Here is a 25,522-nt window from a genome sequence, read left to right as displayed (position 1 = left end):
AGGACATTCACCATGGTCGTCCACTCCATCAACCACGTGCAGCTGCCCTTTCCTTCGGGGGCCGAGGGGCAGATCCGCAACTTCTACAACAGCCTGCTGGGCCTGCCTGAAGTGCGCCTGCAAGCGGGCAATGCGCTGCGCTTTGTGGCAGGCACCCAGCGCATTGACCTGGTGCCCACCGAGCAGTGGCAGCCCGCGCCTGCGGTGTCGCACCTGGCCTTTGAGGTGCAAGACCTGCCCGCGCTGCGCGGCCGCCTGCTGCAGGCCCAACTGCCGCTGGTAGAGAACCGCGCGCTGCCTGGCTACCTGCGCTTTTACGTCAAAGACCCAGCGGGCAACCAGCTGGAGTTTCTGGAACCCGATCACACACCGTGAGCCATCGCATGACCCAAATTCAAAACGTTCGCGAGCTGCAGGTCGCCCCTGCAGGTTCTGCCGCCACTGTCTCCGACACCCCTGACGAGTCCGGCAGCCCGGTGCGGCCATCGCAACTGGCCCTGTTTGCCCGCAACGTGGGCCAACGCCTGCTGCCCTGGGCCGTGCCCGTGGGCCTCATCGTGCTGTGGCAGATTGCCTCGTCGCTGGGCTGGCTCTCTACCCGCGTGCTGCCCGCGCCGCTGGATGTGATCAAGGCCGCCTGGGCCCTGGCCGCCTCGGGCGAGCTGTGGACCCACGTCAAGGTCAGCGCGGGCCGTGCCCTGGCGGGGCTGGCCATTGGCGGTGGGCTGGGCCTGGTGCTGGGCCTGCTCACCGGATCGGTGCGGTTTTTTGAGACGCTGCTGGACTCGACCATCCAGATGGTGCGCAACATCCCCGCGCTGGCACTCATCCCGCTGGTCATCCTGTGGTTTGGCATTGACGAGTCGGCCAAGCTGTTCCTCATCAGCGTGTCGGTGTTCTTCCCGATCTACCTCAACACCTTCCACGGCATCCGCAACGTAGACCCTGGCCTCATCGAAATGGGCCGCACCTACGGCCTGAGCCGCTGGCAGCTCTACCAGCAGATCATCCTGCCCGGGGCGCTGTCCAGCATTCTGGTGGGGCTGCGCTTTTCGCTGGGGCTGATGTGGGTGATCCTCATCGTGGCCGAAACCATCTCTGCCCAGGCTGGCATTGGTTACCTGACCATGAACGCCCGTGAGTTTCTGCAGACCGACATCGTGCTCGTGGGCATCCTGCTCTACGCCTTGCTGGGCAAGCTGGCCGACGTGTTTGCCAAGACGCTGGAAAGCTACTGGCTGCGCTGGCACCCCGGCTACCAGGCCGCTTGATGCAGGAGGACATGGACATGAACCGACTGCACCCAACCACCCGCCGCCAGGCCCTGCGCACGTTGGCAACCCTGAGCGCCGCCACCGGCTGGACCGCGCTGGCCCACGCCCAGGGCAGCGCTGCCAAGCCCCAGGTGCTGCGCCTGGGCTACCAAAAGTCGTCCACCCTGGCCGTAGTGCTCAAGACCCGTGGCACGCTGGAGCAACTGCTGGCGCCCCTGCAAGTCAAGGTGAGCTGGCACGAGTTCACCAGCGGTCTGCCGCTGCTCGAAGCCCTGAACCTGGGCAACGTGGACGTGAGCGCCGATGTGGCCGACACCGTGCCCGTGTTTGCCCAGGCGGCAGGCGCTCAGCTCACGTTTGTGGCGCAAGAGGCCCCATCGCCCTCGGCCCAGGCCATCGTGGTGCGGGCGGATTCGCCGATCAAAACCGTGGCCGACCTCAAGGGCAAAAAAGTAGGCTTTGCCAAGGCCGCAGGCGCGCACTACCTGCTGATTGCCGCGCTGGACAAAGCGGGCCTCGCGTTCAAGGACATCGAGCCCGCCTACCTAACTCCCGCCGATGGCCGCGCCGCGTTTGAGCGCGGTGCCATCGACGCCTGGGTGGTGTGGGACCCGTTCCTGGCCGCCGTGCAGCGCCAATCGGCCGTGCGGGTGATTGCGGACGGCCGTGGGCAGGGGCAGGGCGACATCGCCTCGTACCAGCGCTACTACCTCGCCTCCACCCCGTTTGCCCAGGCGCGGCCCGATGTGCTGCAGGTGCTGTTTGCCGAGCTGAAAAAAGCCGGCCAGTGGGTCAAGCAAAGCCCGCAAGACGCGGCTGCCTTGCTCGCCCCGGTGTGGGGGCTGGACGCCGCCACGGTGGAGCAGGCCAACAGCCGCCGCAGCTACGACGTGCGCGCCGTGCAGCCCGGCTTGCTGGCCGAGCAGCAGCGCATTGCCGATGCCTTCTTGTCCGAAAAACTCCTGCCACGGCGCGTGAACGCGCTGGACGTGGCCCTTTTCAAACCCGGAGCCTGATGCCATGACTGAACCCCTTTCTTCCGCAAAGCCCGCAGGCACCGGCGTGCGCCTGGAAGTGCGCGGCGTGGACAAGCGCTACGGCGCGCGCAGCGTGCTCAAAAAGGCCGACCTGGTGATCGAGCCCGGCGAGTTTGTCGCCATCGTGGGCCGCAGCGGCTGCGGCAAAAGCACGCTGCTGCGCCTGGTGGCGGGGCTGGAATCCGTCTCGGGCGGAGCCATCCGCATCGACGGCGAGGGCGTGAGCGGCCTGAGCGACAGCACCCGCATCATGTTCCAGGACTCGCGCCTGCTGCCCTGGAAGCGCGTGGCCGACAACGTGGCCCTGGGCCTGCCGCCCGCACAGCGCGGCGCCGCGGCCGACGTACTGGCCCGCGTGGGCCTGGGCGACCGGCTGGGCGAATGGCCAGCGCGCCTGTCCGGCGGCCAGCGCCAGCGCGTGGCCCTGGCCCGTGCTCTGGTGCACAACCCGCGCTTGCTGCTGCTCGATGAACCCTTGGGCGCGCTCGATGCGCTCACCCGCATCGAAATGCACCGCCTGATCGAAGGCCTGTGGCGCAGCAGCGGCTTTACCGCGCTGCTCGTCACCCACGACGTTCAAGAAGCCGTGGCCCTGGCCGACCGCGTGATCCTGATCGAAGACGGCCAGATCGCACTGGACCAACGCATTGACTTGCCACGCCCACGATCCCACGGCGACGCCGCTTTTGCCGCACTGGAAAAACGCATCCTCGACCGCGTGCTGCAAAAGCCCGACCCCGAGTCCGCTGCAGGCGGCGCGAGTTGGCCCGGTGTGCCTGCCCACGGCCTGCGCTGGGCCATCTGATCTGTTTTCTTTATCCGCTTTCTTTTTATCAACGTCAGCCTTTTACCAACGGACTTTCAAGGAGAACCCCATGTCCATTCAAGCCATCAACGTACGCAACCAGTTCAAGGGCAAAGTGCGCGAAATCATCCGTGGCGATGTCGTCTCTGAAGTCGATGTCGAAACCCCTTGGGGCATCGTCACCTCCGTCATCACCACCCGTTCGGTGGACGACCTGGGCCTGGTCGTCGGCTCTGACGTCGTCGCGCTGGTCAAGTCCACCGAGGTGTCCATCGCCAAGCTGTGAGTTGATTTTGATGGGGTCGGCACGAACCTGCTTGAACCGTTCACTGAGTGCAGTCGAAGCGCCGCGCAAGGTTTCGACAAGCTCAACCCGAACGGATATTTCAAGTTCAAAGAGGCGTGCTCCATAATTAAATTGGCGTCTAGCGCTTTATGGATAAGCGCGAGGTGCTATTGAAAGCGTAGCAGTTTTGCTTGCGTTCAAAGCAGCACCTGCCGCGCGCTTCACCCCTCAGGCCCTTGCACAGGGCCTGAGTTTTTGGTGCTGACCAGGCAAAGGGCGGGCATGGGGCACCGGCCAGGGGGCCTGCTTGCCAGCGCGCCTGATAAAATGTATGATATGCGTCATGCGAAATAGACAGCCCAATGCCCGAGTCGCTGCCAAAGAGGCCACCCACGAACGCATCGTGTCGGTGGCTGCGCGGGCGATCCGTCGCCAGGGCTATCACGGCACGGGGGTGGCAGACATCATGAAGGAGGCGGGCCTGACGCACGGCGCCTTCTATGCGCACTTTGAGTCCCGCGAAGCCATGTTGACCGAAGCTGCGGCCCAGGCGTGTGCGGAATCTGCGGCGCTCGTTGCAAACGTCGTGGCGGGCGAGTCCTCTCAGCGGGCGCTGGTGACCATGCTCAACGCCTACCTTTCCAAACAGCATGTCGAGGGCGTCGAAACAGGCTGCCCCCTGGCCGCACTGGGCTCTGAGACCGTGCGCCAGACCCCCGAGGTGCGCCGTGTCGCGACCCAGCACATCAAGGAAATGGTCGACCTGATTGCCCGCCAGTCGCCGCAGTGGGGCCGACCTGAAGCCCATGAGGGCGCACTGGTCACCATTGCCACCATGGTGGGCGCCCTGGTGCTGGCCCGTGCTGTGGATGAGCCCGCCTTGTCAGACAGCCTGCGCGAGGCCGCCATCAAGCACCTGACGCCCCCTGGCGCGCCGGGCTGATTCTGTCAGCCGCGCGCTTTTTTTTGCATTTTTATATGATGACTGTCATGCGAAATTTGAGGCAAAACGGTGCTGCCTGCACCTTGAAGCCCGCTTGGCACGCTCAACCACGTTGGCCCCGCTGAAATAAGGAAACCCCATGAAAGCCTTTGTCCTCGATCGCTATGCCAAGCAGGGCGCGCTGCGGCCTGCCGACATCCCGCCGCCCGACCTGCACGATGACGAGGTGCTGGTGGCGGTGCATGCCGCTGGCGTCAACCTGCTCGACGCGAAAATCAGAAGCGGTGAGTTCAAACTCATCTTGCCCTACAAGCTGCCCCTCGTCCTCGGGCATGACGTGGCCGGTGTGGTGGTCAAGGTCGGTTCGCGCGTTCAGCAGTTCAAGCCCGGCGACGAGGTGTACGCCCGCCCTGACGATTTCCGCATTGGCGCTTTTGCAGAACTGCTGGCTGTCAAAGAGTCATCGCTGGCTGCCAAGCCCCGTGGCCTGACGATGGAAGAGGCGGCGTCCATTCCCTTGGTGGGCCTGACGGCCTGGCAGGCCCTGGTGGAAAAGGCCCGGCTCCAAAAGGGGCAGAAGGTGTTCATTCAGGCGGGCTCGGGCGGCGTGGGTACCTTTGCCATCCAGCTGGCCAAGCACCTGGGCGCCACCGTGGCCACCACCACCAGCGCGGGCAATGCGGCCCTGGTCAAGAGCCTGGGTGCGGATGTGGTCATCGACTACAAGACGCAAAACTTTGAAGACGTGCTGCGCGACTACGACGTGGTCCTTCACAGCCAAGACGGCCAGGCGCTGGCCAAGTCCCTGCGGGTGCTGAAAAAGGGCGGTCGGCTCATCTCCATCTCTGGCCCGCCAGACCCCGAGTTTGGCAAGGACATCCGTGCCCCCGGCTTTGTGCGACTGGTGATGCGCCTGCTCAGCGCGGGCACCCGGCGGCGTGCCCGCAAGCTGGGCATTGGCTACTCGTTCCTCTTCATGCGGGCGCACGGTGGCCAGTTGCAAGAGATCACCCGCCTCATCGAAGCAGGCGCCATCCGCACGGTGATCGACAAAGTCTTTCCGTTCAACGCCACCAACGAAGCCCTGGCCTATGTAGAAGCTGGGCGCGCGAAGGGCAAGGTCGTCGTCAAGGTCCAGTGAGCCGACTGCTGGCGCAGCGCTCTTTTTCCGTCCCCGTCTTTATCCCAACCCCTGGAGATTTCCATGAAGATTGAAAACGCTGTCGTCCTCATCACCGGTGCCAATCGCGGCATCGGCCTGGCATTTGCCCGCGAGTTGCTCGCCCGTGGCGCGCGCAAGGTGTACGCCGGTGCGCGTGATCCCGCCACCATCACCCTCCAGGCTGGCTTGCAGGCCCTGCGCCTGGATGTGAACAACCCCAGCGATGTCGCCGCTGCTGCCGCGTTGGCGTCCGACGTCACGCTCGTGATCAACAACGCGGGCATCGCCCAGCCTGGCGGATTTTTGGCAGCCGAGAGCGAAGAGGTCACCCGCAGGCTCTTTGAAACCAACTTTTTCGCCATGCTGCGTGTGAGCAAGGCGTTTGCGCCCATCTTGCAGGCCAACGGCGGCGGGGCACTGCTCAATGTGCTGTCGGTGGCCTCGTGGGTCAACGGCGGTGAACTGGCGGCTTACTCGGCCAGCAAGTCGGCAGCCTGGTCGCTGACCAACGCGCTGCGCTACGAGTTGGCCGCGCAAAAGACGCAGGTGCTGGGGTTGCACATGGGTTATGTGGACACCGACCTGACCCGCGGCTTTGACGTACCCAAGACCAGCCCCGAGCAGATCGTCCAGCGCGCGCTGGATGGGCTGGAGACGGGCGCAGACGAAGTGCTGGCCGATGAGATCACCCAGCACGTCAAGCAGTCGATGACGGCAGACCGCCCTGGCTACTTGCCGCCGCAGGCCTGACGGTGTGCAGGGCGGCTTGCTTGCCCTGCACGCAGTGGAGCGGCTTTAGAACCTGTTCAAAGTCTTTTTGGATATTGCATTGGAGTGCAATCGGGATGAGTGGATGCAACGGATGCGCCGCATGGGCTCATGCCCATGCAAGCAGCCGGGGCATCCAATCGCCCGATTTCACTCCAACCCTTCGGGCAAGTGTCTTGCCGGGCGGTCTGCGGCGTTGCACCGCTTGCCAATAGCACGAGCTATTGGCCGCGCGCTGCGCCTAGCAGCCCATCCCGGCAAGACACTTGTGCAACTCCAAAAAGACTTTGAACAGGTTCTTAGGCCTTGTGGCTCCATCGAAAGGGGGATGCCTAGGGCCGAAACCAGATCTTGAGCGTGACATACAGCGCGTAGCCAAACGCCACCACGCACCACGCCAGGAAAAACACGTTGGCCCAGTACGGGCCCGCCTGCTCCGCCAACGTGTAAATCTGCCCGGCACAGCCCTTGCCCACGCAAGGCACCTCGCCCCGCGCCAGCGCGCGCAGCAGGGCAAACAACAGATAGCTGCCCGCAGCGCCCAGCACCAAAAAACCCATCGGCCCCACCATGCCCTGGGTGGGCTCGCCTTTGTCGTCCCGATGCCCTTGGTTGAGCAGCTTTTGCCCATGCCGGTAAAAGAAGAAACCGACCAAAAGCATGAGTGCGTAGTACAGGAACGTGAGCATATCGGGCAGTGGGTGTAGGCCAGACGGAGCTAGGGTGATGCTGCCGATGGTATCTGCGCTCCACGCTGGGGGCACGCGCAGCGGCGCACCAGGGCGCTTCGCGCTTTGGCCATTCATGCGTGCATTCGCAATGAAATTGCCGTCTAGCGCTCTACAGTAAAGCGCTGGAAGCTATATTTTTAATAGCTATTGAGTCGGCTACTGTTGCGGCAGGCACCCTGCAAACCCCTTTGGGCCGGGGGCCGATACCTCTGCCTGCGTCAGCGCCACCATGGCGTCGTTCTGGCCGGGGGCTTTGGTCAGGCGCTGGCCGTTTTGCCAGCGCCACTGTTTGCCGTCAAAGCTGTACACCAGCGTGTGTGTGCGGTTGGAGAGCAGGTGCGCTGGCGTCAGCGTGATGGCCTTCGCCTCTGCCTCTGTGGCGGCCGTGGCCCGGGCGTCGTTGTCTTTGATGACGATTTTGCCCACGAAGGGCGTCACAGGCGATTCGGTGGCGTTGACCTCGGGCTGTACCAGGGCAGGGCTGTAGCCGGTCTTGGCCCAGGTGCCGTTGCCTTGGGTGCCTGGCCCGCTGAAGGGGTCCACATGCGCCTCACGCGCCGCCAGGAACTGGGTGCACGCAGTGGTGATGGCGGCAAAGCTGTCGTTGGCCTGCTGCGCCGCGGCCGTGGGCTGTGGGGGCGCTGCCGTTTGGTTGCACGCGGCCAGCGCGGCACAGGCCAGCACGGCAGTCGTGGCAATGGTCAGCGCGGAATGTGGTGTGCGGCGTGTTGAACGCATCGGTGCGTTGCCAGAATGGGCGGGCATAAGGGGCAGGGGGCTATCAGAAAAAGAGCCCGGCGCTGGGCCGGGTCGGGCAGGGGGGATTGAAACGTGCGGTCAGAGCGCTGAATCCATGCGTTGAATCCCAGCGTTGGATCAGCAGGCCACGTCAGCCCGTCCTCTCACGGTGCCAGCCGCTCGCGCAGCCAGTCGGTGCCGTCCAGACGGTAGCGCAAGCGGTCGTGCAGGCGGCTCTTGCGGCCTTGCCAAAACTCCCATTGGTCGGGCACCAGGCGGTAGCCGCCCCAGTGCGGCGGGCGTGGCGGCTTGAGCATGAACTGCGCGCCGTATTTGGCTGCGTTGGCCACCAGCACCCCACGGCCGCTGATGACCTGGCTTTGCGGGCTGGCCCAGGCACCAATGCGCGAGTCCAGCGGGCGGCTGTGGAAGTATTCGTCGCTCTCGGCATCGCTCACTTTTTCCACGCGGCCTTCCACGCGCACCACGCGCTCCAGCTCCACCCAATGAAACTGCAGCGCTGCAAACGGGTTGCCCGCAATCTGGCGGCCCTTGCGGCTGTCGTAGTTGGTAAACCAGACAATCCCGCGCTCGTCATAGCCCTTGATGAGCACGATGCGCGTGCTGGGGCGCATGTCGCCGCCCACGGTGGCCAGCGTCATGGCATTGGGCTCGGGCACTTGGGCGCTGATGGCTTCCTTGAGCCACTGGTCAAACTGCTGCAGGGGGGCTGCGTGCGAGGCGTCTTCGTTCAGCTCGGTACGCTCGTAACTCTTGCGAAGGTCTGCGATGGATGTGGTCATGCCTGCCATTGTGCATCTGAGAACCTGTTCAAAGTCTTTTTGGAAATTGCATTGGAGTGCAATCGGGATGAGTGGATGCAACGGGTGCGCCGCATGGGCTCGTGCCCATGCAAGCGGCCGAGGCGTTCAATCGCCCGATTTCACTCCAACCCTGCGGGCAAGTGGCTGGCCGGGCGGTCTGCGGCGTTGCAACGCTTGCCAATAGCACGGGCTATTGGCTGCGCGCTGCGCCTTGCATCCCATCCCGGCCAGACACTTGTGCAACTTCAAAAAGACTTTGAACAGGTTCTGAGGGGCGGGCACTGCGCGGTTCGGTGTTTGCCCGCTTGTGAGCGAATATCTATTCGTTTATATTGGCCCGGCCATGAAACCCAAAGACGACGAAAAGCAGCGCGCCATTGCCCAGGCCACCTTTGATCTGGTGGCACAAACGGGCCTGAGCGGGCTGACCATGGCCGAGATTGCCCGGGCCGCTGGCATTGCCACCAGCACGCTGTATGTCTACTACCCCTCCAAGGACGAGCTGATCAGCCAGCTCTACCAAGACGCCAAAACCGTGACGGCCGAACGCATCATGCGCGGCGTGGAGCCCGCCATGCCTTTCAAGGCCAGGGTGCGGCGCACTTGGCTCAACCTGCTGCGCCACCGGCTCGACCAGTACGCTGAGGTGGTGTTTCAAGAGCAGTACTACAACTCGCCCTGGTTCACCCAGGGCAACCGCGAGTTTTCAACCCGGCTGATGGCGGGCTTTTTTGCGCTGATGGAAGAGGGTCAGCGCAACGAGATTTTGAAACCCGTGCATGGCTCGCTGCTCACGGCCAGCCTGCTCGGCTCGGTGCGCGAAACCGCCAACTTGATACGCACCGGTGTGCTGCCAGACGACGATGCCGTGCACCAGACCGCATTCAGCCTGTGCTGGGATGCCCTCAAGGCCTGACCTTGGCTGCGTTGTGCCAACGCTCGCCGTGAAGCACCACGCCAGAGTTTTTGGACGATAGAGATTCCGGGCCGCAGGCCAAGCCAGACTGGCCCAGCCAAGTCAAAAACCGACAGTCCGCTGCAAGAAATTTTTAGTCGAATAATAATTCAGCCAAAATTATTTCCCCCACCGCACCCCAACCAGGAGCACCCCACGATGCCAACCTTGAACATCAACGGCAAAGACACCGCCGTCAACGCCGACGACTCCACCCCCATCCTCTGGGCCCTGCGCGACACGCTGGGCATGACCGGCACCAAGTTTGGCTGCGGTCAGGCACTGTGCGGGGCCTGCACGGTGCATCTGAACGGCGCGCCCGTACGCTCGTGCATCACCCCCATCTCGGCCGCTGCGGGCCAAAAGATCACCACCATTGAAGCTGTCACCGCCAACGACAAGGTGGGCAAGGCCGTGCACGCCGCCTGGGTCAAGCACGACGTGGCCCAGTGCGGCTACTGTCAAAGCGGCCAGATCATGAGCGCCACCGCGCTGCTCAAGGGCAAGAAAAAGCCCTCTGACGCCGACATCGACGCGGCCATGGCGGGCAACGTCTGCCGCTGCGGCACCTATGTGCGCATCCGCGCCGCCATCCACGACGCCGCCAAAACCTTGGCCTGAGCAGGAGAACACCATGCATTTCGACGCTCAAACAGCACGCGCACACATGCCAAAAGGCTTGGTAGCGCTTATGGATCAAGCGCAAGGCGCTATCAATACAGAAGCAAGCGCCGCCGCCCCCGAAGGCGTGGCGCGCCGCACCTTCCTCAAGGCCGCAGCTGCATCCGGCTTTGCGCTGGGGGCCTACCCGTTGGTCGCTACCGCACAGGGCGCAGGCGCAGCACCCGCCGGGCTCAAGCCTTTTGAGCAGCCCTCGGCCTTTGTGCGCATCGACACCGATGGCACTGTCACCGTCACCATCAACCGCCTGGACTTTGGCCAGGGTGTGCAAACCGGCCTGCCCATGATCCTGGCCGAAGAGCTGGACGCCGACTGGGCCAAGGTGCGCAGCGTGCACGGTGACGCCAACCCCGCCTATGCCGACCCTGCCTTTGGTATGCACCTCACGGGCGGCTCCAACTCTCTGAAAAACTCGTACACCCAGTACCGCGAGCTGGGGGCACGCACCCGCGCCATGCTGGTGTCTGCCGCTGCCGCGCAGTGGGGCGTAGACGCATCGGCCCTGCGCACCAACGCAGGCTTTGTGGTGGGCCCCGGCGGCAAAAAGCTGGCCTACGGTGCACTGGCCGAGGCCGCCATGCAGCAGCCCGTGCCCGAGAAAGTTTCCCTCAAAGACCCCAAACAGTTCCGCATCATCGGCAAGCCCACGGGCCGGCTCGATGCCAAGGCCAAATCCAGCGGCCAGCAGGACTACGGCATTGACGTGCGCCTGCCCGGCATGCTGACGGCCGTGGTGGCCCGCCCACCGGTGTTTGGCGCCAAGCTGAAGTCGCTGGACGACAGCGCCGCCAAAGCCATTGCAGGCGTGAAAGCCGTGTTGCGCGTGCCCACCGACCGCGGCGGCGAAGGCGTGGCCGTGATTGCCGAAGGCTACTGGCCCGCCAAGCAGGGGCGTGATGCGCTCAAGGTGGAATGGGATACGGCCAGCGTTGAAAAGCCCGACACCGCCCAGCTGCTCACCCAATACCGCACCCTGGCAAAGCAGACCGGCACCATCGCCATCCCTGCCGATGTGGGCCCGCTGGCCAACGCGCCGCAGAAGATCAGCGCCGAGTTCACCTTCCCCTACCTGGCCCACGCGCCCATGGAGCCGCTGAACTGCACCGTCAAGCTCGACGGTGACAAGGTCGACCTGTGGATGGGCACCCAGATGCCCGGCCTGGACGCCATGGCCGCCGCCAAGGTACTGGGCGTGCAGCCGCAAAACGTGAAGGTGCACACCCAGATGGCCGGTGGCGGCTTTGGCCGCCGCGCCATCCCCACCAGCGACTACGTGGTCGAAGCCTGCGGCGTGGCCAAGGCTGCGCGCACCGCAGGCATCACCGCCCCCGTGCGCACCCTGTGGAGCCGCGAGGACGACATCAAAGGCGGCTACTACCGCCCCATGCACGTGCACCGCGCCGAGATCGGTTTTGATGCCCAGGGCAACATCCTGGCGTGGGACCACGTTATCGTCGGCCAATCCATCCTCAAGGGCTCGCCATTCGAGGCCTTCATGGTCAAGAACGGCGTGGACACAACGGCGGTGGAGGGCATGAAAGAGCCCTACAACATCCCCATGCGCCTGTCCGTGCACCACCCGCAGGTCAACGTGCCTGTGCTGTGGTGGCGCAGCGTGGGCTCCACCCACACCGCCTACGCCATGGAAACCCTGCTGGACGAAGTGGCCCGCGCCACCCAGCAGGACCCCGTGGCCTACCGCCTGCGCCTGATGGGCGACAAACACCCACGCCACAAGGCCGCCCTGCAACTGGCGGTAGACCGGTCCGGCTACGGCAAAAAGAAGCTCGCCGCAGGCCGCGCCTGGGGCGTAGCGGTGCACGAGTCGTTCAGCTCCGTGGTGGCGTACGTGGTGGAAGCCTCCGTCAGCAAAGACGGCACGCCCAAGCTGCACAGCGTGACGGCGGGCGTGCACTGCAACCTGGCCGTCAACCCCAAGAGCGTAGAGGCCCAGGTGCAGGGCGGGGCGCTGATGGGCCTGTCGATGTGCCTGCCCGGCGGCGCCATCACGCTGAAGGACGGCGTGGTGGAGCAAAGCAACTTCGGTGATTTCGCCGTGCCTCGCATCACCGACATGCCCCAGGTGGCCGTGCACATCGTGCCGAGCGCCGAGCCGCCCACCGGCATGGGTGAGCCCGGGTTGCCACCGTTGGCGCCTGCGTTTGCGAATGCGGTGGCGCGGTTGACTGGGAAGACGCCGAGGGAGTTGCCGTTTAAGTTGGGTTGAGGCGGTTGGATGGAATGAGAGCGCCGGGTTTGAAAGAGCCCGGCGCTTTTTTTATGGTTTATTCGGTTGTGCCAGTTCGGCGTGCAAGGCATTGCTCGGGCTGTGTTTGGCGAGCGGATTTTGGCCCACTTCAAGCGGAGGAGAGGTGACTGCAATGTTGCGGTTTCAGTCTGTGGGCGAAGACTTGCGAACTTAAACTAACTGGCGTAAGGCGCTTGTCGGGTTCTGCAATCAACGGAAGTGTTATGGCCACTGACATAGGATCGCCGAGGCCTACGCGAGAATATGTGGCACCAATAATTGAAGGTTGGAAATGACTATGAGCGCGACGACTGAGCATCCTAAAGTTTTCATCTCGTACAGCTGGACAAGCGTCGAGCACGAGCAGTTCGTCATGGACCTGGCTACGTCACTGCGCAATCACGGCGTAGACGCAATCCTTGACAAGTGGGACCTCAAGCCCGGTCAAGACAAGTACGTCTTCATGGAATCGATGGTTGTCGACACCGAAGTGCTCAAGGTCCTCGTCCTTTGTGACCGTAAGTACCAAGAGAAGGCGAACAACCGAGCCGGGGGTGTTGGCACCGAGTCGCAGATCATCTCCCAAGAGCTCTACGGCAAAGTGAAGCAGACCAAGTTCATCCCCATCGTTTGCGAGTACGACGACGATGGTCAGCCGTGCCTCCCTGTCTTCATGAAGGGGCTCATCTACATCGACGTGTCGTCAGAGGAACGGTACGGCGAGGGGCTTGACCAGCTTCTCCGGCTCATCTATGAGCAACCCTTTCATCAGAAACCCAAGCTCGGCGGTGCGCCCGCCTTCGTCTCCAACGGCGGCACAAGCTATGTCAGGGAATTGGGGGCCGCAGTCCGTGCCATCCAAGACGGCAAGCCCAACCGACATGGACTGGAGACGCTCTTCGTCAAAGGCGTCCTAACCGAGCTCAACAAGCTGTACGTCACGCCGGATGGAAATGACTACGACGAGGGGGTCTACCAGGCCATCACCGGCACGAAAGGCCTGCGTGACCAGGTCGCTGAATACGTGGAAGCCGTCGCTGCGTTCTCGAACGATGACCCCATTGCGATTGGTCCCTTCATCAAACTGATGGAAGGCATCGGCGCACACTTTGGACCGCCAGATACCGCAAGCTCCTACTACCCAGGCTGGGTAGACTTCTACGCGTTCTTCGCGCAGGAAGCCCTTCTCATCCAAACTGCGGCGCTTCTGCGGCACGAGCGTTGGAAAACCTTGCGCCGTCTGGTTGATACAACCTACATTGTTCGCGGTAGCCAACGGGAAATGACCACGGCGCGCTTCGTCGCCTTCGATTCCCATCTTGAGTCATTGGAGCAGCATCGCAATCAACGGTTGAAGCTCAATCGTGTGTCCGTGTCAGCCGACCTGCTAAAGGAACGTTGCTCTGCCGAGAAAACGTCGTTCAACGAGCTAATGGAGGCTGACGTGTTCCTCGCGCTTAAGTCGCTGCTCGTCGGTCATGAGACTTCTGAAGGGTGGATCTCGTACTGGGCGCCGCGCACGTCCGTCTATGCGGCCCATGGGAACAAGCATCCCGTGTTTCTGCGTGCCTCAGACGAGACCACTCGTAATGGCATCTACACAGCCATCGGGGTGCGCTCGGGCGCTGAGCTCAAGGCCAAGCTTGATAGCTCTGAGACCCTTCTGAGCAACTTGAACCGTGTTGGTGGGCGCTCGTTTGGCCGCTTCAGCTTCCTTGAGGCCATCAACGTCGACGCTCTGACGAAGTAACAGACAACAAGGATCCAGCCGCTGGTTGAATGTACGGTAATGACATAGCAGTCGGTCCGGCTTACCAACGTGAACGACTCATATCAGCCCAAAGCGGATTAACCCATCTGTTTTCAAACACCTTTGCGATTTAAAAGCAAAGGCGATTGAGCTGCCTCATATGGAAAGCAAGCAAATCGGTGCGAGACCCATTACCGATTCTGCTTTCAGATTACGGAGATTATTTTGAAGATCAGAACTTGTTGCGCGCAGCCGCCAATGGCTGGTGTCACGCCGTAGGCTGAGCGGCACTCAATCCTTCAGGTTCACCCCCAGATCGCCCAGCTTTCTCGCAAACGAGTCCCTGCGTTTTGCAGCCTTGGCCGCTGTTTCGGTGGCCGCTTGGATGGCCTTGGGGCCCTTGTTCTCCGCAGCTTTAATCAGCCCGAACTTGTGAGCAGCATCTGCCTCGGCCCGCTTGAATGTGGCAATGAGTTCAGCATGCGCAATGGGTGGATTCACAGTGGCTCCCCTATCAATCAGCGTCGTCACGCTTAAATTTTCACGTTGGTGCGAAGCAAGGCTGTTCTCAATTCGCGAGTCGCCGGTTTGGAGATATCCACTTTTTGAACCTCCAGGTCGAACGAAGAGCCGGGCTTGATGCTGGTGGGCAGTATCTTTTTGGCCGGGAGCTTGGCAGGGTAGGTGCCTTTGCCCGGACACATGCGAACGGAAAACCCGAATTCGTCTAGTGTGCCTTTTGCATACAGCTCCGCCAATTGGTGAAACGATACGAAGGTGGAGCGTTTCACGTCTTTGAACCCTGGCTGGCTGACGTCACGAACGAGCTCGAATTTGCCAAGCGAATCTCGCTGTGTATCGGTAAAAGGATGCAGCAAGAAAGTCTGACGAACGCCATCCTTTTTGGACACCAAAGTGTGCTCGACGGCGATATCGGTTAGCAGCATATTTTTTCCTTGCTTTTCAAGCGGCAGCTTACACAGCCGCATCAGTCCCATCAGTCCCATCAGTCCCATCAGTCGTCATCCCACCCATAGTCGTAGCTTGTGTTTTCAGACCAAGCCACTGGGGAGCCAACGCTCCTTCAGGTGCGAAGTGCTCGAAACGGACAAAACTCGCCCTATGGGCAGGATCCAAGGGCAGGGACTTTAACTGAACGACTGCAAATGAACTGGCATGCGGCTTAGAGCGGCTCACAAAACTCAGCGCAGCGGTTCTGGCTAGGCGCTGCTTCGCAGGCAGTACGAGCAGTACGACAAGACGCGGCAACAACGCCAGAAGAGTTTTGTGAGCCGCTGTTGTTAGTCGCTGTTAGTCAACCTGTACCACCTCAAACTGCTGTCGGATGGGCGCGGCCTGTAGCAACACCTCATCACCCGCGCATTTACCCAGCATGGCCCTGCCCAGAGGGGCTTGGCTGCTGACGACCTGAATGACCTGAGCGCCGCAGGCCAACTTCATGCTGCCTCCATCCGGGCCGAGAAAGAGCTTTTGCTGCGTTCCCTCGGAATCGACCAAGCAGACCAGTGCGCCGAGTTGTATGCCTTGGCTGGGGTCGTAGGGGCGGGGGCGGAATTGGCGCCAAGTGGCCATTGCCTCGCGGATGGCTTCGGCGCGCCGAGCTTGGCCAGCGGCCAAGTAGGCTGCTTCGAGTCCCAATGTGTCGTATTTGTTTTCGGCGATGTTTTCTTCGTGAGTCGCGGTTTCATGAGCCGTCCGCGTTGCCTGCTCGGCTTGCAGCAGGTCCTCGGCGAGCCGTGCCAACACATGCTGTTGAAGCAAAAATTTATCCATGGTGAAGGGTAGATATCTCGAACAAGCGGGCGGTAATTCTTGATTGTGAAGGGCCCCACAGCCTTCGACGCTTCTGTGGGCTGCAGGTTAAGGATGGGACCGAAGCTGTTCCGGGCGCTGCAGGCCATCAATTTTGATGAAAAGTGCTGCCAGCGGTTTCTAGATGAGCGCTGGCTGCTATCCATTTCGAAGCGCGTGACTTGGGCGCGTGCGCTGCGCTGCAATCACTTCATCTCAACCGCGCGGATGGCACTTTGTTTCCCACGGTCACTTTGTGCCCGGGTTTCAGGAACGCGGGCCTTGCACCCCTCGGCGGGCTTGCCGTGGTCGTGCTGTTTAGCGCGGCAGAGGCCGCCGTCAACATGGTCACAGCCCGCAGATTCTTTGGCGGCCCCTATTTCTCTTTATCAATCGCCTCAAATCTCTATAAAACCTTAGGACGCATGGATGCCATGATGCGGCTGGCTTCAGCACCCAGCATTTCGATCTATCCACGCCCATGTCATTGACACCACCCACTGTCCTCATCCTCGCCTCCGGCCGTGGCGAACGCTTCAAAGCGTCCGGCGGTACGGTGCACAAGCTGCAGTCCTTGCTGGCGGGCAAGCCGGTGTTGCAGCACACGCTGGATGCCGTGCGCGCCAGCGGTTTGCCGTGGCATGTGGAGGATGCGGGGCATCCGGGCATGGGTGATTCGATTGCCGCCGCAGTGCGCCACACGGCCAACGCTGAGGGCTGGCTGGTGTTGCCGGGCGATTTGCCGCTGGTGCAGCCCGCCACGCTGCAGGCCATGGCGCAGGTGCTGCTCGATCAGCGTGCCGTGGTGGCGTGGCCGGAGTTTGCGGGTGAGCGCGGGCACCCGGTGGCGTTTGGGCGGGATGGCCTGGAGGGCTTGCTGGCATTGTCTGGCGAGAAGGGCGCCGCGCCGGTGGTGCGGCACTGGACACAGCAGGGGCGCGGGCTGGCTGTGCCAGTGCAGGATGAGGGCGTGGTGACAGACATTGACACCGTGCAGGCGCTGGAGCGGGCTGAGGCGTTGTGGGCGAAGACTCAGGCGCGGCCAGCGCAGCGGGGTGCTGGCGAGGGGTGAGTTTGCGCGGAGGTCAGCCGAAGAAAGCCTCTGCTGATCCGTTCATTGCCGCCCGGGCGGGGACGATTCAGCAGACCCCGGCGGTCTGCGCAGCGGGCTCAGGAGCAGCGCCAGATGCCTGCTGACTTGGTGCAAACGCGGCCATCTCCAGCGGTGATGGAGTCCGCATTGTTCTTTTTGTAAATAGCCCCGGCATCGTCATAGCAAAACCCGCTGTCGCAGTGGGTGATGACCGGGTGGGCTTTCACAATCACCTTGGGCGGCTCTTGCATCAGCGGGGTGTTGGTGCCGCAGGCGGCGTTCACATTGGTGATGGCGGCATTGGTGCGCATGCGCTTTTCGTCTTGCGACAGGGTTCGAATGCTGGACACGAACTCCATCTCTTTCTGCGCACTTTTGCAGGCCGATGTGGCGGCAAGGGGCGTTTGGGTGCTGGCTTGGCTGGGGGAGGAGGGCGGTGCGTCTTGCTGGGCGCGCTCGGCCGCTTGGGCCCGGTACTTTCTGTCGGTCGCAGCGTCTGCGTTGGCGCGCTCCTGCGCAATCTCTGCCGCGCTTTTTTGGCGCTCTACCAGTTTGCTGGTTTGCCCTTCGGCGCAAGGAGCATCGGTGTAGATGCTTTGGCCTGCTGCGTTGGTGCAGCGATGTACTTGGGCTTGGGCTTGGGCTTGGGCTGTAGAGATCATGACCGCGCAAATGGCGATTCCCATCAGTGTGCTTGTTCTCATGGTTCCTCCTGTACCGAGAGCAACGTTTGGGCCCGTGCGTGCGCTGACCGTGTACGACACTTTGGCGCATAAAAAAAGCCGCTGCAGGGGCAGCGGCTTGGGGCCAGGGTGGCGGGTGCGGGGCGATAAAGCACCGCCATGCACAAGGCCGGTACGCTTTACTGGGCCGCAATCACCGCACAAGCCAGGCGGGGCCCTGCGTTGCCGGTGGGCTGGGTTTTGTAGTCGTCGGGGTCGCGGTGCACGATGAGGCCGCGGCTGACGATGTTGTTGTCGGTGCTGCCCACGCGGATGGTGCCCGATTCAAAGCTGAACTTGGCCACGCCGTTGGCGTCGGCTTTCAGGCTGGGCAGGTCGCCGGTGTGGTGCTCACCCATGCCATGGTGGCCGTGCGATTTGCCGCCGGGGTTGAAGTGGCCGCCTGCGCTCATGCCGTCGCCGCTGCTGCAGTCGCCTTTTTCATGGATGTGGAAGCCGTGCTCGGCACCGGGCTTGAGGCCGGTGATCTCGCCGCTCACCTTCACCACATCGCCACTTTGCACAAAGCGCACGGTGCCGGCGGTGGTGTTGCCTTTGGTGGCTTGCAGCTGGGCGCTGGCGCTGGGGCCTGCGGTGTAGCTGGCGCAGCCAGCCAATGCGGCCATGGCCACCGAGGCCAAAACAAAGCCAAAGCGAGGGTTCATAACAAGCTCCTGAAGTAAGAAGAATGGGGAAACGCAGGCATTGTGCAGGCTATGGGCTATGGGCTATGGGCTGCGGGTGGCAGGGCAGCGCCAGGGTTTGTGTAGGCAAGGTGAGGGGATTTCCATAAAATACTGTATAAAAATACAGCTAACATGCGCTGCATGCACCCGACGGGCGCACAGCCACCACCCCCACCGAGTCCACCCACCATGTCTGCCTTATCGATTGCGCCTTTGACGGCGCCCCTGCGCGGTGCGTTTGTCAAAGGCCCTGTGCAACTGCCCGGGGTGTGGCTGGGCAACCAGCTGTGTGATGCCATGGCGTCCAGCGCGGTGCAGGCCACCCAGCCCACGGGCCATGCAGCGTTGGATGCGCAGTTGCCCGGCGGCGGCTGGCCTGTGGGGGCGTTGACCGAAGTGCTGCAGCCCGAGCCCAGCCGCCACGCCTGGCAGCTGTTGCAGCCCGCCCTGGCACATGCCACGGCGGCGCGGCCAGGGGCGGTGGTGCTGGTGGCGCCACCGTTTGAGCCCTTTGCCCCCGCCTTGCAGGCCGCCGGTCTGCCGCCCGAGCGCTTGTGCCAGGTGCAACCCGGGCCCACCCAGGCGGGCAGCACAGCCACCACCGCACTGTGGGCCACAGAGCAGGCCTTGCGCTGCCGCGATGTACTGGCCGTGGTGGCCTGGCTGCCGCAGGCGCTGCCCGAGCAGTTGCGCCGCCTGCAGCTGGCTGCTGCGCACATGGGGCAACTGTTGTGGGTGCTGCGCCCGGCCCATGCGCGCCAGCAGGCATCGCCCGCACCGCTGCGCTTGTGGGTGCAAGGTGATGTGGGCGCGCCGCTGGCGATGCAGGTGCAGGTGCTCAAGCGCCGGGGGCCGCCGCTGGCGCAGCCGGTGGTGCTGCCCGGCGGCTCTGCCCGGCTGGCGCAGGTGCTGGCCGCTGCGGCGGCGCGCAGCCAGCAGCGGCGGGGGCAGGGCCTGCCGGTGCCGGTGGTTGCCCCGGTGAAAGTGCCCGTGACGGTAGTGCTGCCGGGCGATGCCGCCGTGGGATGGAAAGGGGTGGTGCATGCACTGGATCGCGTGGCCTTGCCTGCCGCCGTCTGATGCCCGCTCTGCAAGTTCTGCAGGTGCGGCCAGTGCTGTGGTGCCGGGCTTGCCCGGCACCGAGGCATGGTGGGCGCTGCGCTTTACCCCCCGCGTGGCCCGGGTGGACGAAGCCTTGCTGCTGGAGGTATCGACCACCGAACGCCTGTGGGGCGGCCGCGCAGCCCTGCTGGCGCAACTGCATGCCAATGCCCCGCCATGGGGGGATACGCCTAGCGGCGATACGCTGGGCGCCGATGTTGCCTGGCAGGCAGCTCAGGCAGGGCCAAAGGTGGGGGGTGCACAGGCCGTATCCATGCCCTGTGCGGCACTGTCTGCGGCACCTTTGGCCAGACCATTCACCACCCCCTTTGCCGAAGGCCCCACCGCCTTCCAGGCCTTGGCTCTGCTGCGCCTGCAACTGGCGGCGGAGGCCGGTGCGGTGGGCGGGCAGCGCACGGCGCCCCATGCGCACCACGCCATGCCCCGGCGCATGCCGCACGATCTGCCCCTGCACACCCTGACGGCGCTGCGCCCCCATGTGGCCAGCCTGGCGCGCATGGGGTGCAACACCTGGGGCCAGTTGCGCGCCTTGCCGCGCGATGGGGTGGCCCGGCGGCTGGGGGCGGCCGCGCTGCGGGCGCTGGACTGCGCCTATGGCGACGCCCCCCACCAGCACACCTGGCTGGAGTTGCCCGAGGTGTTTGCCCTGACGGCCGAGCTGCCCGCGCTGGCCACCTCGGCCGATGCGCTGCTGTGGTCGGCCCACGCCTTGTTGCAAGCCTTGCAGGCCTGGCTGCAGGCACGCCAGCAGGGCGTGCTGGCGCTGGAGCTGGCCTGGCACCATGACCTGCGCAAGGTGGACGGCAAACCCGTGCCCCCCTGGCAGGCACTGCCTGTGCGCACGGCCCAGCCCACCCAGGCCCTGGCCCACCTGCGCCGTTTGCTGGCCGAGCACCTGGCCCGCACCCTGCTGGCTGCGCCCGTCAATCAGATCGCACTGCGCGCGCTGGAGACCGCGCCCATGCCGCACGCCAGCGCCAGCCTGCTGCCCCCCACAGGGCGTGACGGGCGCAGCGCGCAAGACGATGCCCGCAGCGAAAGCTGGCACCAGTGGGTGGAGCGCCTGTCGGCCCGCCTGGGGCCAGAGCAGGTGCAGTGCGTGGCCCTGGTGGCAGACCACCGGCCCGAATGCATGCAGCGCTGGCAGCCCGCCAGCCAGGCCTTGGCGCAGGGTGGGGCGGTTGCAGGCTTGCAGGGGCAGGGTGGTGGGCTGCCAGCGTCTGGGGCCTGCGCTCCCCAGGCCCCCGACGCCAGCCTGTGGCCCACCTGGCTGCTGCGCCCGCCGCAGCGCCTGACAGTGCAGGGCAGCCGCCCGTGCTACCAGGGCCCGCTGCGGTTGCTGGCAGGCCCGCACCGGCTGGAGGCGGCCTGGTGGGAGTCCGCGTTGAGCGACCCAACCGTTGATAGGGCGGATGGCCCTGACGCCGCAGGCAACGCCACCCCATCCCATGGTCCAGCCCCTGGCCTGGTGGTGCGCGACTACTTTGTGGCCCACAACGAGCGCGCTGGGCATGTGTGGGTGTACCGCGAGCGTTTGCCCCAAACAGCCCCATCGGCCCAGGCCCCCGCAGATGCAGGCATGCCCACCCGGCAAGACCGCTGGTTTTTGCACGGCATTTATGGCTGAACGCGCTGCCCACCTGCCATTGCATCCTCTGGCTGGCGAGCAGGCCGCGGCCCCCGCCCGGGCGCTGCCCGACTACGCCGAGCTGCACTGCGTCTCCAACTTCAGCTTTCAGCGCGGCGCATCGCACCCGCACGAGCTGGTGGAGCGCGCCGCCGCGCTGGGCTACCGCGCGCTGGCCTTGACGGACGAATGCTCGGTGGCGGGCGTGGTGCGCGCCCATATTCGGGCCAAGGCGCTGGGGCTGCACCTCATCGTTGGTAGCGAGTTTGCGTACCCCGGGTTTCGGCTGGTGGCACTGGCGCGCAATGCGCAGGGCTGGGGCAACCTGTGCCAGTTCATCACCACGGCGCGGCGCAGTGCGGTCAAGGGGCATTACCAGATGGGGCCCCTGAGCGATGTGCGCCAGCTGCAAAGCTGCGAGCTGCTGCTGGTGCCCGAGCGCACGGCGCAAAATGCTATGAATTTGGTAGCTGTTAGCGCTTTATTAAAAAGCGCTAGAGCCCAATTTGGCTTGGATTTTTGGCTGGCGGTCGAGCTGCTGCTGGCCCCCGACGACGACCTGTGGCTGGCCACGCTGCAGCAGGCGGGCGCGGCGGTGGGCGTGCCGCTGGTGGCGGCGGGCGATGTGCACATGCATGTGCGCTCGCGCAAGCCGCTGCAGGACGTGATTACCGCTGTGCGCCTGGGTCGCCCCGTGGCGCAATGCGGCTTTGCGCTGCAGCCGCATGCTGAGCGGCATCTGCGCCAGCGCGTGCGGCTGGCAGGCATCTACCCGCCCGAGTTGCTGGCCGCCACGGTGCAGATTGCGCAGCGCTGCACTTTCCACTTGGACGAAATCAAGTACCAATACCCGCAAGAGGCCGTGCCCCCCGGCATGACGCCCGCCCAGGGCCTGGCCTGGCTCACGCACGCAGGCGCGGCGGGCCGCTACCCCCAGGGTGTGCCTGATGGGGTGCAGGCCCAGCTGGAGCGCGAGCTGGCGCTGATTGCAGGCTGCGAGTACGAGATGTACTTCCTGACGGTGCACGACATCGTGCGCTATGCGCGCAGCCAGGGCATCCTGTGCCAGGGGCGCGGCTCGGCGGCCAATTCGGCCGTGTGCTTTTGCCTGGGCATTACCGAGGTGGACCCCACCCGCTCGCACCTGCTGTTTGAACGCTTCATCAGCAAAGACCGCAAAGAGCCGCCCGACATCGATGTGGACTTTGAGCACGACCGGCGCGAAGAGGTCATTCAGTACATCTACAGCAAATACGGGCGCGACCGGGCCGCCATTGCCGCCGTGGTCACCACCTACCGCACCCGCAGCGTGCTGCGCGACGTGGGCAAGGCCCTGGGCGTGCACCCGGCGGTGGTGGACGCGTTTGCCAAAGAGCACCAGTGGTTTGACAAGGAACTGGCAGGCCCCAAGCTGCAGGCCCTGGCCGCATCGCTGGGCCAGAGCCTGGGGGCGCACACCGCCGCGCTGTGGCTGGAGCTGGCGGGTGAGCTGCACGGGTTTCCGCGCCACCTGAGCCAGCATGTGGGCGGCTTTGTGCTCACGCAGGGGCCGCTGTCGCGGCTGGTGCCCATTGAAAACGCGGCCATGGACAACCGTTCCATCATCCAGTGGGACAAGGACGACCTGGACGAGATGGGCCTGATGAAGGTGGACGTGCTGGCGCTGGGCATGCTCAGCGCACTGCGCCGCTGCCTGGATTTGCGCGCCACGCTGCGGGGCGAACACTGGCGGCTGGCCGACATCCCCGCCGAAGACCCGCACACCTACGACATGATTTGCGCCGCCGACACCGTGGGCGTGTTCCAGATCGAAAGCCGCGCCCAGATGAGCATGCTGCCGCGCCTGCAGCCGCGCGAGTTTTACGACCTGGTGGTCGAAGTGGCTATCGTGCGGCCTGGCCCCATCCAGGGCGGCATGGTGCACCCCTACCTGCAAGCGCGCGAGCGGCGGCGCCGGGGTGAGGCATTGGTGCTGGAAAAGCCTGCGCTGAAAGAAGCGCTGGAGCGCACGCTGGGCGTGCCAATTTTTCAGGAACAGGTGATGCAGATCGCCATGATCGCCGCCAAGTTCTCTGCCGCCGAGGCCGATGCACTGCGCCGCTCCATGGCCGCCTGGAAGCGCACGGGCGGCGTGCACAAGTTTGAGAAGCGCCTGATCGACGGCATGGTGGACAACGGCTACGCGCTGCCTTTTGCCCAGGCCATCTTTGCGCAGATGCTGGGCTTTGGCGAATACGGTTTTCCAGAAAGCCACGCCCATAGCTTTGCCTTGCTTGCCTACAGCAGCAGTTGGCTCAAGTGCCACGAGCCCGCCTGCTTTTTGGCGGCGCTGCTCAACTCCTTGCCCATGGGGTTCTACAGCGCCTCGCAACTGGTGCAAGACGCCCGCCGCCACGGCGTGCGCGTGCTGCCCATCGATGTGAACCACAGCGATTGGGATTGCACGCTGGAAGGGCCACTAGCGCCCCTGCAACCCCCTCGGCCCATGCCCGGCATGCGAAACGTGGCCCCGCCCCAGCCCGCCGTGCGCCTGGGCTTGCGGCTGGTCAGTGGCCTGAGCCAAAAGGCCGCCCAGCGGGTGGTGCAAGCGCGTCGGTCCAATGGGTCTGGTGGACCCGATGGGGCCAGCAATGGGGCCAGTGATGGGGTCCATGGGCTATTTCGCAGCACCGAAGACCTGGCACTGCGCGCCCACCTGGACCGCCGTGATCTGCAAGCCCTGGCGGCGGCCGACGCGCTGGCGGCCTTGTCGGGCCACCGCCGCCAGCAGATGTGGGATGCCGCAGCCCAGCACCAGATGCCCCCTTTGCTGCGGGATGCGCCCGTGCATGAAGCACCGCTGGAGCTGCCCCCCGCCGATGAAGGCGAGGAAATCGTCTTCGACTACGCCGCCACAGGCCTCACGCTGCGCCGCCACCCCCTGGCGCTGCTACGCCCCCGGCTGGAGCGCTGGAAGCTGCTGACCGCCTTGCAGTTGCAGTCCACCCCCCAAGGGCGCCATGTGCGCGCCTGCGGCATCGTGACGGTGCGGCAGCGCCCCGGCACAGCCAAAGGCACCATGTTTGTGACGCTGGAGGATGAAACCGGCCCGGTGAATGTGATCGTCTGGCCAGCGCTCATCGAGCGTTGGCGGGATGCGCTGCTGCGGTCACGCCTGCTGGCGGTGCAGGGGATGTGGCAGTGCAGCGAGCAGCCTGGGGGGGCCGCAGGCTTGGTCTCCAACGCTGATGCCGTGAGCGAGGCTGCGGCACCTTCCAGCGCACCCGTACCCGTCGTCCGCCACCTGGTAGCGCAGCGGTTCAAAGACCTCACGCCGCTGCTGGGCCGCTTAGGTGGCGCTTTGCAGGGCAGTCGGGACTTTCATTAATTCCAATTGCAGGCATCCAGCCCATGAAAATATGCCTCGCTACCTGCACAAGCGTAGGTCTTTCTCAGACTCCTGGGAGGGACAGGCCGCACGCTCTGCATCCCTGGGGTGGACCGCAGTACCCCAAAGCAGCTGTTGATTCAAAACCGATGGATCAGTGCTACAGAGCCTGCAGTAGGCGCGCCCGGCGGGAGTTGCTGTCGCGCTATAGTTTGCCGACCTCATGCGTGCCGGGTTTCATGAAAAATTTATACCTGCTTATTTGCACAGTGCCGTCGTTTGCAAGCCAACAGGCATGCGGGTTGCGGGACCTTTTTTCAAAATATGTATCGTCACGCCCCGGATGTATCAACCGGGTTTTGCCGTCTACATCACGTTGGACCCCAGGGAAATGAACACCACGCCGCTTTCTGACTTGATGCGCACGTATCAAGAGTCGACTTCGATCAAGGACTTTGACGCTTTTGTCGAGTACTTCGCCACCGTGGCGGTGGGTGTCCATTTGTCTGGTCTAGCTCCACAAGCTACAGAGCGGAATCTTGTGGCGGGCGACGGGGAGATCTCCGTCGGGAACACCATCCACGGGGATGGCAAGAGCCGGGTTGTTGCGTTTGCGGATCCGCGCGAGTTCAATCGGCGGTTCGGCCCCAAGTGCAATGGGGAGATGCAGGGAAAGGCGCTGTTTGAGGTTGTGCTTCACAACCCGGACTGCCACGGAATACTTGTCAATAGCGCCGTTGCCGAGAGCAGTGTGATGATTCCGAGAGAAGAAATCGAGAGTGCAGTTTCATTCTTGAGCCGGGCCCCAGCGATGAGGCCGAATCAAGTCTGCCCGTCTTCCTCTAGGTCAAAGTGGTGGCAGGTCTGGAAGTGAGCTTTTTCGCGGGGTCC

25 protein-coding genes are annotated in these 25,522 nt (G+C 64.0%); 17 read left to right on the top strand and 8 right to left on the bottom strand.

What is annotated here, in order from left to right; all coding sequences use genetic code 11:
* The first annotated feature begins 12 nt into the window (after positions 1 to 12).
* The 8 genes from CLU86_RS07815 to CLU86_RS07780 all read left to right on the top strand — a co-directional run bounded on the left by CLU86_RS07815 (position 13) and on the right by CLU86_RS07780 (position 6,257).
* Entirely contained in the window at positions 13 to 375 is a 363-nt protein-coding gene (locus CLU86_RS07815) for a VOC family protein (protein WP_099655565.1), read from the top strand.
* An 8-nt stretch (positions 376 to 383) separates the two neighbouring features.
* Entirely contained in the window at positions 384 to 1,271 is an 888-nt protein-coding gene (gene ssuC / locus CLU86_RS07810) for an aliphatic sulfonate ABC transporter permease SsuC (protein WP_099741217.1), read from the top strand.
* Positions 1,272 to 1,288: 17 nt separating this feature from the next.
* A complete protein-coding gene (locus tag CLU86_RS07805; protein WP_099743414.1) occupies positions 1,289 to 2,290 on the top strand; it encodes an aliphatic sulfonate ABC transporter substrate-binding protein in 1,002 nt (333 codons plus the stop codon).
* Between the two features lie 4 nt (positions 2,291 to 2,294).
* The gene (locus CLU86_RS07800) at positions 2,295 to 3,116 is read left to right on the top strand and encodes an ATP-binding cassette domain-containing protein (RefSeq protein WP_099741216.1); all 822 of its coding nucleotides are present in this window, start codon (positions 2,295 to 2,297) and stop codon (positions 3,114 to 3,116) included.
* A 70-nt stretch (positions 3,117 to 3,186) separates the two neighbouring features.
* Positions 3,187 to 3,402: a molybdopterin-binding protein gene (locus CLU86_RS07795; protein ID WP_015013774.1), complete on the top strand. Its 216-nt coding sequence runs from the start codon at positions 3,187 to 3,189 to the stop codon at positions 3,400 to 3,402.
* Positions 3,403 to 3,733: 331 nt separating this feature from the next.
* A complete protein-coding gene (locus tag CLU86_RS07790) occupies positions 3,734 to 4,345 on the top strand; it encodes a TetR/AcrR family transcriptional regulator (RefSeq protein ID WP_099741215.1) in 612 nt (203 codons plus the stop codon).
* A gap of 139 nt (positions 4,346 to 4,484) precedes the next feature.
* Positions 4,485 to 5,486: an NADP-dependent oxidoreductase gene (locus CLU86_RS07785; protein ID WP_099741214.1), complete on the top strand. Its 1,002-nt coding sequence runs from the start codon at positions 4,485 to 4,487 to the stop codon at positions 5,484 to 5,486.
* 63 nt (positions 5,487 to 5,549) lie between these two features.
* Positions 5,550 to 6,257 carry an SDR family oxidoreductase gene (locus tag CLU86_RS07780; protein WP_099741213.1) on the top strand — a complete coding sequence of 236 codons (708 nt, stop codon included), beginning with the start codon at positions 5,550 to 5,552 and terminating at the stop codon, positions 6,255 to 6,257.
* Positions 6,258 to 6,607: 350 nt separating this feature from the next.
* Here CLU86_RS07780 and CLU86_RS07770 read toward each other — a convergent pair whose 3' ends face one another.
* The 3 genes from CLU86_RS07770 to pdxH all read right to left on the bottom strand — a co-directional run bounded on the left by CLU86_RS07770 (position 6,608) and on the right by pdxH (position 8,547).
* Positions 6,608 to 6,964 carry a hypothetical protein gene (locus CLU86_RS07770; RefSeq protein ID WP_099743412.1) on the bottom strand — a complete coding sequence of 119 codons (357 nt, stop codon included), beginning with the start codon at positions 6,962 to 6,964 and terminating at the stop codon, positions 6,608 to 6,610.
* 198 nt (positions 6,965 to 7,162) lie between these two features.
* On the bottom strand, positions 7,163 to 7,744 hold the full coding sequence (locus tag CLU86_RS07765) for a hypothetical protein (protein WP_099743410.1): 582 nt from the start codon (positions 7,742 to 7,744) through the stop codon (positions 7,163 to 7,165).
* 164 nt (positions 7,745 to 7,908) lie between these two features.
* On the bottom strand, positions 7,909 to 8,547 hold the full coding sequence (pdxH, locus tag CLU86_RS07760) for a pyridoxamine 5'-phosphate oxidase (RefSeq protein ID WP_099743408.1): 639 nt from the start codon (positions 8,545 to 8,547) through the stop codon (positions 7,909 to 7,911).
* Between the two features lie 364 nt (positions 8,548 to 8,911).
* Between pdxH and CLU86_RS07750 the strand changes: the two genes are divergently transcribed.
* From CLU86_RS07750 to CLU86_RS07735, 4 genes are all read left to right on the top strand, one after another.
* Complete coding sequence (locus tag CLU86_RS07750; protein WP_099741212.1) at positions 8,912 to 9,484, top strand: TetR/AcrR family transcriptional regulator; 573 nt, start codon at positions 8,912 to 8,914, stop codon at positions 9,482 to 9,484.
* 198 nt (positions 9,485 to 9,682) lie between these two features.
* Positions 9,683 to 10,144, top strand: coding sequence for a (2Fe-2S)-binding protein (locus tag CLU86_RS07745; protein WP_099741211.1), 462 nt, complete (start codon positions 9,683 to 9,685; stop codon positions 10,142 to 10,144).
* 13 nt (positions 10,145 to 10,157) lie between these two features.
* The gene (locus tag CLU86_RS07740; protein WP_099741210.1) at positions 10,158 to 12,431 is read left to right on the top strand and encodes a xanthine dehydrogenase family protein molybdopterin-binding subunit; all 2,274 of its coding nucleotides are present in this window, start codon (positions 10,158 to 10,160) and stop codon (positions 12,429 to 12,431) included.
* A 319-nt stretch (positions 12,432 to 12,750) separates the two neighbouring features.
* Positions 12,751 to 14,202, top strand: a complete 1,452-nt coding sequence (locus CLU86_RS07735; RefSeq protein WP_158236320.1) for a toll/interleukin-1 receptor domain-containing protein — start codon at positions 12,751 to 12,753, stop codon at positions 14,200 to 14,202.
* A gap of 291 nt (positions 14,203 to 14,493) precedes the next feature.
* Here the strand turns inward: CLU86_RS07735 and CLU86_RS07730 are convergent, their stop codons facing one another.
* The 3 genes from CLU86_RS07730 to CLU86_RS07720 all read right to left on the bottom strand — a co-directional run bounded on the left by CLU86_RS07730 (position 14,494) and on the right by CLU86_RS07720 (position 15,996).
* Positions 14,494 to 14,703, bottom strand: a complete 210-nt coding sequence (locus CLU86_RS07730) for a hypothetical protein (protein ID WP_099741208.1) — start codon at positions 14,701 to 14,703, stop codon at positions 14,494 to 14,496.
* 32 nt (positions 14,704 to 14,735) lie between these two features.
* Positions 14,736 to 15,218: a hypothetical protein gene (locus CLU86_RS07725; protein ID WP_233194872.1), complete on the bottom strand. Its 483-nt coding sequence runs from the start codon at positions 15,216 to 15,218 to the stop codon at positions 14,736 to 14,738.
* 295 nt (positions 15,219 to 15,513) lie between these two features.
* Positions 15,514 to 15,996: a GreA/GreB family elongation factor gene (locus tag CLU86_RS07720; RefSeq protein WP_099741207.1), complete on the bottom strand. Its 483-nt coding sequence runs from the start codon at positions 15,994 to 15,996 to the stop codon at positions 15,514 to 15,516.
* Between the two features lie 499 nt (positions 15,997 to 16,495).
* On the opposite strand from CLU86_RS07720, the gene CLU86_RS07715 reads away from it, so the two are divergent.
* Positions 16,496 to 17,086 carry an NTP transferase domain-containing protein gene (locus CLU86_RS07715; protein ID WP_099741206.1) on the top strand — a complete coding sequence of 197 codons (591 nt, stop codon included), beginning with the start codon at positions 16,496 to 16,498 and terminating at the stop codon, positions 17,084 to 17,086.
* Between the two features lie 98 nt (positions 17,087 to 17,184).
* Here the strand turns inward: CLU86_RS07715 and CLU86_RS07710 are convergent, their stop codons facing one another.
* Positions 17,185 to 17,811: a DUF4124 domain-containing protein gene (locus tag CLU86_RS07710; protein ID WP_233194871.1), complete on the bottom strand. Its 627-nt coding sequence runs from the start codon at positions 17,809 to 17,811 to the stop codon at positions 17,185 to 17,187.
* A gap of 158 nt (positions 17,812 to 17,969) precedes the next feature.
* A complete protein-coding gene (locus CLU86_RS07705) occupies positions 17,970 to 18,494 on the bottom strand; it encodes a superoxide dismutase family protein (RefSeq protein ID WP_099741204.1) in 525 nt (174 codons plus the stop codon).
* A gap of 210 nt (positions 18,495 to 18,704) precedes the next feature.
* On the opposite strand from CLU86_RS07705, the gene imuA reads away from it, so the two are divergent.
* The 4 genes from imuA (at position 18,705) to CLU86_RS07685 (ending at position 25,505) form a co-directional block, all read left to right on the top strand.
* Positions 18,705 to 19,595 (top strand): translesion DNA synthesis-associated protein ImuA, encoded by an 891-nt coding sequence (gene imuA / locus CLU86_RS07700; RefSeq protein ID WP_099741203.1) that lies wholly within the window; start codon positions 18,705 to 18,707, stop codon positions 19,593 to 19,595.
* Positions 19,558 to 21,264 carry a hypothetical protein gene (locus tag CLU86_RS07695; protein ID WP_099741202.1) on the top strand — a complete coding sequence of 569 codons (1,707 nt, stop codon included), beginning with the start codon at positions 19,558 to 19,560 and terminating at the stop codon, positions 21,262 to 21,264. Before imuA ends, CLU86_RS07695 begins: the two co-directional genes overlap by 38 nt.
* Positions 21,257 to 24,631: an error-prone DNA polymerase gene (locus tag CLU86_RS07690; RefSeq protein ID WP_099741201.1), complete on the top strand. Its 3,375-nt coding sequence runs from the start codon at positions 21,257 to 21,259 to the stop codon at positions 24,629 to 24,631. Before CLU86_RS07695 ends, CLU86_RS07690 begins: the two co-directional genes overlap by 8 nt.
* Positions 24,632 to 24,854: 223 nt before the next feature.
* The gene (locus CLU86_RS07685) at positions 24,855 to 25,505 is read left to right on the top strand and encodes a hypothetical protein (protein ID WP_143226683.1); all 651 of its coding nucleotides are present in this window, start codon (positions 24,855 to 24,857) and stop codon (positions 25,503 to 25,505) included.
* Positions 25,506 to 25,522: the final 17 nt, after the last annotated feature.

Origin of the sequence: Acidovorax sp. 62 (assembly GCF_002754495.1) — a bacterium.
Taxonomy (GTDB): domain Bacteria; phylum Pseudomonadota; class Gammaproteobacteria; order Burkholderiales; family Burkholderiaceae_C; genus Acidovorax.
This window is presented reverse-complemented; position numbering and strand designations above follow the sequence as displayed.

What these genes read in the sequence shown, in the direction of transcription:
- CLU86_RS07815 (WP_099655565.1), top strand. Translation starts at nt 13, where the DNA reads ATGGTCGTCCACTCCATCAACCACGTGCAGCTGCCCTTTCCTTCGGGG.
- ssuC (WP_099741217.1), top strand. Translation starts at nt 384, where the DNA reads ATGACCCAAATTCAAAACGTTCGCGAGCTGCAGGTCGCCCCTGCAGGT.
- CLU86_RS07805 (WP_099743414.1), top strand. Translation starts at nt 1,289, where the DNA reads ATGAACCGACTGCACCCAACCACCCGCCGCCAGGCCCTGCGCACGTTG.
- CLU86_RS07800 (WP_099741216.1), top strand. Translation starts at nt 2,295, where the DNA reads ATGACTGAACCCCTTTCTTCCGCAAAGCCCGCAGGCACCGGCGTGCGC.
- CLU86_RS07795 (WP_015013774.1), top strand. Translation starts at nt 3,187, where the DNA reads ATGTCCATTCAAGCCATCAACGTACGCAACCAGTTCAAGGGCAAAGTG.
- CLU86_RS07790 (WP_099741215.1), top strand. Translation starts at nt 3,734, where the DNA reads ATGATATGCGTCATGCGAAATAGACAGCCCAATGCCCGAGTCGCTGCC.
- CLU86_RS07785 (WP_099741214.1), top strand. Translation starts at nt 4,485, where the DNA reads ATGAAAGCCTTTGTCCTCGATCGCTATGCCAAGCAGGGCGCGCTGCGG.
- CLU86_RS07780 (WP_099741213.1), top strand. Translation starts at nt 5,550, where the DNA reads ATGAAGATTGAAAACGCTGTCGTCCTCATCACCGGTGCCAATCGCGGC.
- CLU86_RS07770 (WP_099743412.1), bottom strand. Translation starts at nt 6,964, where the DNA reads ATGCTCACGTTCCTGTACTACGCACTCATGCTTTTGGTCGGTTTCTTC.
- CLU86_RS07765 (WP_099743410.1), bottom strand. Translation starts at nt 7,744, where the DNA reads ATGCGTTCAACACGCCGCACACCACATTCCGCGCTGACCATTGCCACG.
- pdxH (WP_099743408.1), bottom strand. Translation starts at nt 8,547, where the DNA reads ATGACCACATCCATCGCAGACCTTCGCAAGAGTTACGAGCGTACCGAG.
- CLU86_RS07750 (WP_099741212.1), top strand. Translation starts at nt 8,912, where the DNA reads ATGAAACCCAAAGACGACGAAAAGCAGCGCGCCATTGCCCAGGCCACC.
- CLU86_RS07745 (WP_099741211.1), top strand. Translation starts at nt 9,683, where the DNA reads ATGCCAACCTTGAACATCAACGGCAAAGACACCGCCGTCAACGCCGAC.
- CLU86_RS07740 (WP_099741210.1), top strand. Translation starts at nt 10,158, where the DNA reads ATGCATTTCGACGCTCAAACAGCACGCGCACACATGCCAAAAGGCTTG.
- CLU86_RS07735 (WP_158236320.1), top strand. Translation starts at nt 12,751, where the DNA reads ATGAGCGCGACGACTGAGCATCCTAAAGTTTTCATCTCGTACAGCTGG.
- CLU86_RS07725 (WP_233194872.1), bottom strand. Translation starts at nt 15,218, where the DNA reads ATGGGACTGATGGGACTGATGGGACTGATGCGGCTGTGTAAGCTGCCG.
- CLU86_RS07720 (WP_099741207.1), bottom strand. Translation starts at nt 15,996, where the DNA reads ATGGATAAATTTTTGCTTCAACAGCATGTGTTGGCACGGCTCGCCGAG.
- CLU86_RS07715 (WP_099741206.1), top strand. Translation starts at nt 16,496, where the DNA reads ATGTCATTGACACCACCCACTGTCCTCATCCTCGCCTCCGGCCGTGGC.
- CLU86_RS07710 (WP_233194871.1), bottom strand. Translation starts at nt 17,811, where the DNA reads ATGAGAACAAGCACACTGATGGGAATCGCCATTTGCGCGGTCATGATC.
- CLU86_RS07705 (WP_099741204.1), bottom strand. Translation starts at nt 18,494, where the DNA reads ATGAACCCTCGCTTTGGCTTTGTTTTGGCCTCGGTGGCCATGGCCGCA.
- imuA (WP_099741203.1), top strand. Translation starts at nt 18,705, where the DNA reads ATGTCTGCCTTATCGATTGCGCCTTTGACGGCGCCCCTGCGCGGTGCG.
- CLU86_RS07695 (WP_099741202.1), top strand. Translation starts at nt 19,558, where the DNA reads ATGCACTGGATCGCGTGGCCTTGCCTGCCGCCGTCTGATGCCCGCTCT.
- CLU86_RS07690 (WP_099741201.1), top strand. Translation starts at nt 21,257, where the DNA reads ATGGCTGAACGCGCTGCCCACCTGCCATTGCATCCTCTGGCTGGCGAG.
- CLU86_RS07685 (WP_143226683.1), top strand. Translation starts at nt 24,855, where the DNA reads ATGCGTGCCGGGTTTCATGAAAAATTTATACCTGCTTATTTGCACAGT.